At 62.0% G+C, this 7,828-nt stretch carries 8 protein-coding genes; 4 read left to right on the forward strand and 4 right to left on the reverse strand.

What is annotated here, in order from left to right; translation table 11 throughout:
• The first annotated feature begins 83 nt into the window (after positions 1 to 83).
• A complete protein-coding gene (locus ACE04F_RS10295) occupies positions 84 to 473 on the forward strand; it encodes a hypothetical protein (RefSeq protein ID WP_486106401.1) in 390 nt (129 codons plus the stop codon).
• Between the two features lie 105 nt (positions 474 to 578).
• Positions 579 to 1,103 (forward strand): hypothetical protein, encoded by a 525-nt coding sequence (locus tag ACE04F_RS10300; protein WP_486106402.1) that lies wholly within the window; start codon positions 579 to 581, stop codon positions 1,101 to 1,103.
• Between the two features lie 6 nt (positions 1,104 to 1,109).
• On the opposite strand, the gene ACE04F_RS10305 is transcribed toward ACE04F_RS10300, so the two are convergent.
• Positions 1,110 to 1,304, reverse strand: coding sequence for a hypothetical protein (locus tag ACE04F_RS10305; RefSeq protein ID WP_486106404.1), 195 nt, complete (start codon positions 1,302 to 1,304; stop codon positions 1,110 to 1,112).
• Positions 1,305 to 1,474: 170 nt separating this feature from the next.
• On the opposite strand from ACE04F_RS10305, the gene glsB reads away from it, so the two are divergent.
• Positions 1,475 to 2,383, forward strand: a complete 909-nt coding sequence (gene glsB, locus ACE04F_RS10310; RefSeq protein ID WP_434573347.1) for a glutaminase B — start codon at positions 1,475 to 1,477, stop codon at positions 2,381 to 2,383.
• Positions 2,384 to 2,440: 57 nt separating this feature from the next.
• Here glsB and ACE04F_RS10315 read toward each other — a convergent pair whose 3' ends face one another.
• Positions 2,441 to 2,770, reverse strand: a complete 330-nt coding sequence (locus ACE04F_RS10315) for a hypothetical protein (RefSeq protein ID WP_486106407.1) — start codon at positions 2,768 to 2,770, stop codon at positions 2,441 to 2,443.
• Positions 2,771 to 3,438: 668 nt separating this feature from the next.
• Positions 3,439 to 5,379 carry a DNA topoisomerase III gene (locus tag ACE04F_RS10320; protein WP_486106408.1) on the reverse strand — a complete coding sequence of 647 codons (1,941 nt, stop codon included), beginning with the start codon at positions 5,377 to 5,379 and terminating at the stop codon, positions 3,439 to 3,441.
• 241 nt (positions 5,380 to 5,620) lie between these two features.
• On the opposite strand from ACE04F_RS10320, the gene ACE04F_RS10325 reads away from it, so the two are divergent.
• On the forward strand, positions 5,621 to 6,028 hold the full coding sequence (locus tag ACE04F_RS10325) for a response regulator (protein WP_305500247.1): 408 nt from the start codon (positions 5,621 to 5,623) through the stop codon (positions 6,026 to 6,028).
• 63 nt (positions 6,029 to 6,091) lie between these two features.
• Here ACE04F_RS10325 and ACE04F_RS10330 read toward each other — a convergent pair whose 3' ends face one another.
• Positions 6,092 to 7,714 (reverse strand): MFS transporter, encoded by a 1,623-nt coding sequence (locus ACE04F_RS10330; RefSeq protein WP_486106411.1) that lies wholly within the window; start codon positions 7,712 to 7,714, stop codon positions 6,092 to 6,094.
• Positions 7,715 to 7,828: the final 114 nt, after the last annotated feature.

Consider the following 7,828-nt stretch of genomic DNA (forward strand, 5'->3'; position numbering starts at 1 on the left):
CCCCCCCCCCCCCCCTCCCACATTGATTTGTCTAACGGCCTACACTCAATCCATGGTTGAGAAAAATCCAAGGTGGCGCAATCGTGCGGCGTTCGCTGATGCTGGCCGTGATGTTCGTTCTGGCGGGGTGCGCCACGTCGCAGCGCGACCAACAGGTCGCCCCGGTGGTTATTGCGCCGGACACCTGGTGGCAGGCGGACCGGCAGATCATCGCCGCGTCGAAAAGCGCCACCGAGCAAGCCGAGCTCTATGCGCGCGGATCGATGGAACACTGGCGAGTGCTGGTCTACGAGCGCACCGAGGCTGCCTTCATCCCCTGGTTCAGCAGCTACTGGACCCAGGAGTGGCTGGCCGTGAAGGTCAGTTGGTATTCGGCAAGCGCCAAGGGCGAGGCGGACTCGTCGTCCAGGCGCCTGGCGGGTTATCTGCAGGAACAATATCGCGAGCAGGTGCTGGAACGGGTGGCGGTGTAAATTGATCCCGAAGCGATCCGGGCCAACGCGACGGGGTATTACCTGCGCCTGCTCAACCAACAGATCCAGGTCATTGCTCAGCGGCACCGAATCCCGACCGAACTGATGAACCGGCGCCTGCACGCAATTACGGCCATCAACCTGGGACCGCCGGCGACGTGCAACGCAACGTTGTACGAAATGGTCCACACCGAACCGCTCAATACACTGCCGGCCTATGCGGCGCTGATCGATCATGTCGACAAAGCCGCCGACACTGGTTCCGGTCCGTCGGACTCCGTGATTGCCACCGTGGCGCAACGTACCAGTGAAAAAATCGAGGCGCAGTTCGCCACGCGAGGAGCGACCGGTGCGGCGGCGGCCGTCGCCGGGAAGGCCGCAGGGGCGCTGATTTCGGTAGGCGTGGCGGGCATCCGGGCGATCATCCATGAGGGCGAACGGCCGGAAATGGAAGCGCAGATCCGTAAAAGCCTGAGCGCGGCGTTCGACGAAGCGTGGTTCAAGTCGCTCAGGCATCCCCTCAGCGGGGTCATGGCGGCGGTGTACTACCTGGCCGGGCAAATCGACGATAGCCTGGTGGCGGCAGACCTGAGCAACCGACCGGTATTCTTGCCGGTCATCGAACCATGAGCGCGGTCACTCGGACCCGAGCGTGACCCGGCAGCCCTTGCGATGGCGGATCTGTTCGTCCGTGGGACGTTCCTTGATGAACTCAAAACGCGGCTCGCCTTCGCTGTAGACCACCAGCCAGCCCCATTCCAGTTCACTTTCATCCTGCCCAGGCCGGGGCGGTGCGGCCCACCAGGGTTCCTTTTGCATGATCTGGCGCATCGTTACCTCCTGCGGGTTGATCCTTGACTATAGACCGCGGGATTTCACGACAAGCGCCACAAGGATTGAAATGCCTGAAGGTAGATAATCAGTGTGCTCTGACCCCACCCACCAGCGTCTAGCGTCTGTATCCCCGCACTCGAACGGGGAATGACCGGACCCCTGCGCACATGCAAGCACTGTTGAACGAGATCCTCGATGCGGTTCGCCCCCTGATTGGTCAGGGCAAGGTGGCCGACTACATTCCCGCCCTCGGCACCGTGGCGGCCAATCAGCTCGGCATTGCGGTGTACAGCAACGATGGCGAGATCTATTGCGCGGGCGATGCCGAGACGCCGTTCTCGGTGCAGAGTATTTCCAAGGTTTTCAGCCTGGTGCAGGCCATCGAGCATTCCGGCGAAGCCATCTGGGAGCGCTTGGGCCATGAGCCCTCTGGCCAGCCCTTCAATTCCTTGGTGCAACTGGAATTCGAGCGCGGCCGGCCGCGTAATCCGTTCATCAACGCCGGTGCCTTGGTGATCTGCGATATCAACCAGTCACGCTTCGCCGCTCCGGCGTTGTCGATGCGCGATTTCGTCCGACGGTTGTCGGGCAATCCCCAGGTGATGGTAGACGGCAAGGTTGCCGAGTCGGAATACCAGCACCGCGCCCGCAACGCGGCGATGGCTTATCTGATGCAGTCCTTCGGCAATTTCCATAACGACGTGGAAGCGGTGTTGCGCAGCTATTTCAGCCATTGCGCGCTGCGAATGAACTGCATCGACCTGGCTCGGGCGTTCTGCTTCCTGGCCAACGATGGTTTCTGCAAGCACAGCGGTGAGCAGATCCTCAGCGCTCGCCAGACCCAGCAAGTCAACTCCATCATGGCCACCAGCGGTTTGTACGATGAGGCCGGCAACTTCGCCTATCGCGTCGGCCTGCCCGGCAAGAGCGGCGTGGGCGGCGGCATTGTGGCCGTGGTGCCCGGGCAGTTCAGCGTCTGCGTCTGGTCGCCGGAACTCAATACCGCCGGCAACTCCCTGGCCGGCATGGCCGCGCTGGAACTGCTCAGCCAGCGGATCGGCTGGTCGGTTTTCTAGAAGCCAAAAAAAGGGCCCGCTCCTGACGCAGGAGCGGGCCTTTGTGTTTGGGGAATGTCAGCAGAGGCGGTCGATGACTCGGACCTCGGCAGAGTTCTGCACCGACTGCCAGGCCTGGGTCAGCGTTTGCAGCACGCGGCCCATGAAGTCTTTGTCGGCGGCGGCTTTCTTGCCGACGTAGCCCTGGCCGCGACGGTACATCTTCAGCCGGGCACACAGGTCTCCCTGGCTCTTCTCGAATTCTTCTTCCTGGGTGAAAGGCGAGAGGCAGTCCATATGGACCTGGCCAGTCTTGCTGATCCACAGGATATGGCTATCCAGGGTGTCCTGGTGTGCTGCGAACATGCGAGCCAGTTCATCAATAGATGGTTGATTATTCAGATTCATGTGTAAGCCCCTTGACCATTTGGTTGATCTGTCTGGTGGTTCGCAAAACTTCGCTGTTCGGTAATTGCCTGCCTGCTACCGAAAAACAGGTCGTCAGCGTTCGTCCGTCGAGTCCGACGGGGTCGTGCATCGGTTGTGTAGTGTTATCGAAGGGCTGCTACGCAAATGCGCTACAACGATGAGAAACGGCGAAGAATCTTCAGGTCAGTGTCGACTTTCGACAGTCGAGCCCATGCGTCATGAGGATTGATCGCCAGCGTTTCTCGTCCTTGTTACCGGACGGTCTTGCCAGGTCAGCACCTTCAATCTGCCTTGTGGGCAGTCCCTTATCGAAAAAAACAGCTCGGCGGTCAGACGAGCTTGCTCAAACATTTACCGTACTCCCGATCGGGGAGACGTCTGCATCATGCAAGGGCAAATCGGAGGCGTCAACGGTTTTGTAGTGATTGTTTTTGGTCACTACATATTGTCGGACAAAATGGTTTGGGTATGAAAAACCAGCTGCGATTGGTTTCCCGTGGCGAGGGAGCTTGCTCCCGCTGGGGCGCGAAGCGGCCCTCAAAAAAGACGCATGCGATATGTCAGGCTATCGTCTGAGGTTACTTGGGGCTGCTACGCAGCCGAGCGGGAGCAAGCTCCCTCGCCACGGGGACCGCGTCTGGCAGGGTTCAGGTGGCCTTGGCCGCTTTGCGCGGTGCGCCGGCGGCCTTGCGCTTGGCCGGCTTGCGTTTTTTCTTCCACGGCGCCGCGCCACGTCCGGCGGGGCTGGCCGGGCCGTTGATGGTCAGGCTCATGCCCTGGCAACGGGCGACGTGCTTGCTCATCCAGGCGGCTTGTCGCGTGACAAATTCTTCCAGGCTCATCTCACCGCTCTGCACCATGTCCAAGGCCTGTTCCCAGATGGCGGTGGTGCCGGGGTCGGCGATCGCCCGAGGCACCGCGTCGATCAGGCTGAACGCCGCTGGAGTGGCGGACAGGGCCTTGCCGTTTTTCACCAGGTAACCCCGGTCGAGCAGGCCCTGGATGATCGAGGCTCGGGTTGCTTCGGTGCCGATGCCGGTGGTGTCCTTGAGCTTCTGCTTGAGCAGCGGGTCCTCCACCAGCTTGGCGACGTTCTTCATCGCCTTGATCAGGTCGCCCTCGGTAAACGGCTTGGGCGGCTGGGTCCACAGGTCCTTGGGGATCACCTCGTCCACATTGCAATCGCGGCCTTCGGCCAGCGGCGGCAGGGTTTGTGGCACGGGTGCTTCGCGGCCGCGTGCGGGCGCAAGTGCTTCGGGCAAGGCGCGTTTCCAGCCCGGTTCGATGATCTGCTTGCCGACGGCCCGCAGGGCCTGGCGGGCACAATCGAAGTCGGCCTGGGTCCGGTCGTATTCATGGTTGGGCAGGAACTGCGCCAGGTAGCGCGCGCGAATCAGCGTATAGACGGCCCGTTGCTTGCCGGCGAGCTTGTCGAGGTTCTTCGCCGCGGCCGTGGGAATGATGCCGTGGTGCGCGCTGACCTTGGCATCGTTCCAGGCGCGGGATTTGCGTTGCGGTTGCAGGTGCTCGCGCAGCGGCGCAAGGCCCGGGTCGGCCTGGGCGAGGGCGGCCAGAATGGCAGGCGCTTCGCCGTGCTGGCTCAGAGGCAGGAAACCGCAATCGCTGCGCGGATAGGTGATGAGCTTGTAGGTTTCGTAGAGCGACTGGGCAATGTCCAGGGTTTCCTGGGCGCCAAGGCCGAGCTTTTTCGAGCAGACCTCTTGCAGCGTGCCCAGGTCGAACGGCAGCGGCGCGGCCTCACGCAGCCGTTCGGTGCGGACCTTGATCACCCGGGCGGTGGCGGCATTGCCCATGGCCTGTGCGGCATCGCGGGCGAGGGCCTGGTTCAGGCAGCGCTCCTGGTCGTCGCAGGCATCCGGATCGGCGCGCCACTGGGCGGTGAAGGCCGTGCCGGCGTGGCTCAGTCGCACGTCGATGGCCCAGTAGGCGACCGGGACGAAATCGGCAATGCTACGGTCGCGGTCTACCACCAGCCGCAAAGTCGGTGTCTGCACGCGGCCTACCGGCAGCACGCCTTGATAGCCGGACTGACGCCCAAGGAGCGTGAACAGGCGACTCATGTTCATGCCGATCAGCCAGTCGGCCCGAGAGCGGCCCAGGGCCGAGTGGTAGAGGTTGAAGGTTTCCGCTCCGGGCTTGAGGGCGGCCAGGGCCTTGCGGATCGATGCTTCGTCCAGCGCCGACAGCCACAGGCGCTGGATCGGCCCACGATAGCGGCAATGCTCGACCAGCTCGCGGGCGATCATCTCGCCCTCGCGGTCGGCGTCGGTGGCGATGATCAGTTCCGTTGCCTCGCCCAGCAAGCGCTTGACCGCTCTGTACTGGCTGGCGGTTTTCGGTTTGACGGTCATCTTCCATTGCGCCGGCACGATAGGCAGGTCGGCCAGTACCCAGCGCTTGTAGCGGGCATCGTAGGCGTCGGGCGGGGCCGTCTCCAGGAGGTGGCCGATGCACCAGGTGACCGTGACGTTCGCGCCCAGCCAGCAGCCATCGCCGCGTCGCGTGGCGCCCAGCACCGCGGCGATATCCTTGGCCTGGGACGGTTTTTCACACAGGTACAGCCGCATAACGCCTCTTCCTAAGCAGGTTTCATGGGGCGCTAGCATGGTCAGGGATCGCCGTCGCGGCAAGCTTTATCTGTATGGATATACAGATAAAACGTTGCGCTGCGTTGCAACGGGCCGTTTGGCGCAACGCCCGGCGGTTGTCTGCGCAAGCAGAATGAATTTCTCGCAAGGGCATCGCTCATAACTTGCAGAGCGGTTGAAACCGCAAAGCAAGTTAATGGAATCAAGGAGAGTCACTTTCATGAATTCGATGCCGAAGGGCAACGGACAGGCGACCACACGTTTGATTCTCGTCGTTGAGGATGATCCGACCATCCTGGAGTTTCTGTGCGAAATCCTGGAAGAGGAAGGATTTGTCGTCGAGCCTCGGGAGAGCGCAGATTCAGCGCTGACGTTCCTGGAGGAGAGCGCCGATTACGTGGACCTGCTGCTGACCGATATCACCATGCCCGGTGCGATGGACGGAGCGGACCTGGCCAACCTGACCGGGGACCGCTGGCCACAGATACCGCTGCTGATCATGTCGGGCTTCGAGACGCCGGAAAGCGCGGGGATCAAACACCAGGCCTCGTTCATCGCCAAGCCGTGGGCGCTGGGGCAGATGCTCGATCTGGTGGAGAGCACGGTCAAGAGCCACTCGGTACACTAAAACTGACCACAGCACCTGTGGCGAGGGGATAGACCCCCTCGGCACAAAGGGTCCAATGGGTGCTCAGTTGGTATCCAGATCGACGTTGCGGGTTTCCCGCAGGCAGATCATGCCCACCACCAGGCTCACGCCCGTGATCACCACCGGGTACCACAGGCCGTAGAAAATATCCCCGGTGTAGACCACCAGGGCAAACGACACAGTTGGCAGGAAACCGCCGAACCAGCCATTGCCGATGTGGTACGGAAGCGACATCGACGTATAGCGAATGCGGGTCGGGAACAGTTCGACCATCAGCGCCGCCAGCGGGCCGTAGCACATCGCCGAAATGATGATCAGCGCCACGATCAGGGCGACGATCATCGGCCGGTTGATCTGCTGGGCATCGGCTTGTTGCGGGTAGCCCGCCAGGGTCACCGCGCCGCGCAGGGCGGCTTCGTCGTAGCCTTCAAGTTTCATGTCGCCGACGCTGACCTGCACGGTGCTGCCGGCCGGTGCCGCGACGCTTTTGTAGGGCAGGCCTTGCTTGACCAGGAAAGTCTTGACCTTGTCGCAAGGGCTGTCGAAACGCGCCTTACCCACCGGGTCGAACTGGAAGGTGCAGGTGGCCGGGTCGGCGACGACGGTGATCGGTGCCTGGCGGCTCGCCAGGTCGATGGCCGGGTTGGCGTAATGAGCGAGCGTCTTGAAGATCGGAAAGTACAGCGCCGTCGCCAGCAGCAGGCCGATCATCAGCACCGGCTTGCGCCCGACCTTGTCCGACAGCCAGCCAAAAAAGATGAAGAACGGCGCGCCGATCACTACGCTGACAATCAGCAGGCTATTGGCAAGTGCCGGGTCCATCTTGAGAAACTGGGTGAGGAAGAACAGCACGTAGAACTGCGCGGCGTAGAAGGTCACCGCCTGTCCGGCGTTGATGCTGAACAGGGCGATCAGCACCACCTTGAGGTTTTCCCATTTGCCGAACGATTCGCGGATCGGCGCCTTGCAGCACTTGCCTTCTTCTTTCATCTTCAGGAAGGCCGGCGACTCGTGCAGGCTCAGGCGGATCCAGGTGGAGATGCCCAGCAGCAGGATCGACAGCAGGAACGGAATGCGCCAGCCCCAGACTTCGAACTGGTCACCGGTGAAGTAACGGCAACCGAGCACCACCAGCAGCGAGAGCAACAGCCCCAGGGTCGCGGTGGACTGAATCCAGCTGGTATGAAAGCCGCGCTTGCCCATCGGTGCATGCTCGGCCACATAGGTTGCCGCGCCGCCGTATTCACCGCCGAGGGCCAGACCCTGGAGCATGCGCAGTACCACCAGGATGATCGGCGCGGCGATACCGATGCTCGCGTAGTTGGGCAGCAGGCCGACGCAGAAGGTCGCCAGGCCCATGAGTACGATGGTTGCGAGGAACGTGTACTTGCGCCCGATCATGTCCCCCAGCCGACCAAACACCAGCGCCCCGAAGGGCCGCACGATGAAACCGGCGGCGAAAGCCATCAGGGCGAAAATGAACGCCGTGGTGTCGTTCACCCCGGCGAAGAATTGCTTGCTGATCACCGCCGCGAGGGCGCCGTAGAGGAAAAAGTCATACCACTCGAACACCGTCCCCAAGGACGAGGCGAAGATGACTTTCTGGGTTTCCTGGCTGGTGCCTGCGCTGCGCGTGGCTTCCAGGGGCTGAACATGTTCAGACATAGCGGTATCCCTCACAGTGATTGTTTTTGTTGTTCCACTGTCGACGCCGGGTTGGGGCGTCTCCTGATTTGACGCAGTTCCTTGGATCACACTCTTTTCAACCTGTGGGAGGGG

It is taken from the genome of Pseudomonas sp. AGC41 (assembly GCF_057334555.1).

What these genes read in the sequence shown, in the direction of transcription:
- ACE04F_RS10300 (WP_486106402.1), top strand. Translation starts at nt 579, where the DNA reads ATGAACCGGCGCCTGCACGCAATTACGGCCATCAACCTGGGACCGCCG.
- ACE04F_RS10305 (WP_486106404.1), bottom strand. Translation starts at nt 1,304, where the DNA reads ATGCGCCAGATCATGCAAAAGGAACCCTGGTGGGCCGCACCGCCCCGG.
- glsB (WP_434573347.1), top strand. Translation starts at nt 1,475, where the DNA reads ATGCAAGCACTGTTGAACGAGATCCTCGATGCGGTTCGCCCCCTGATT.
- ACE04F_RS10315 (WP_486106407.1), bottom strand. Translation starts at nt 2,770, where the DNA reads ATGAATCTGAATAATCAACCATCTATTGATGAACTGGCTCGCATGTTC.
- ACE04F_RS10320 (WP_486106408.1), bottom strand. Translation starts at nt 5,379, where the DNA reads ATGCGGCTGTACCTGTGTGAAAAACCGTCCCAGGCCAAGGATATCGCC.
- ACE04F_RS10325 (WP_305500247.1), top strand. Translation starts at nt 5,621, where the DNA reads ATGAATTCGATGCCGAAGGGCAACGGACAGGCGACCACACGTTTGATT.
- ACE04F_RS10330 (WP_486106411.1), bottom strand. Translation starts at nt 7,714, where the DNA reads ATGTCTGAACATGTTCAGCCCCTGGAAGCCACGCGCAGCGCAGGCACC.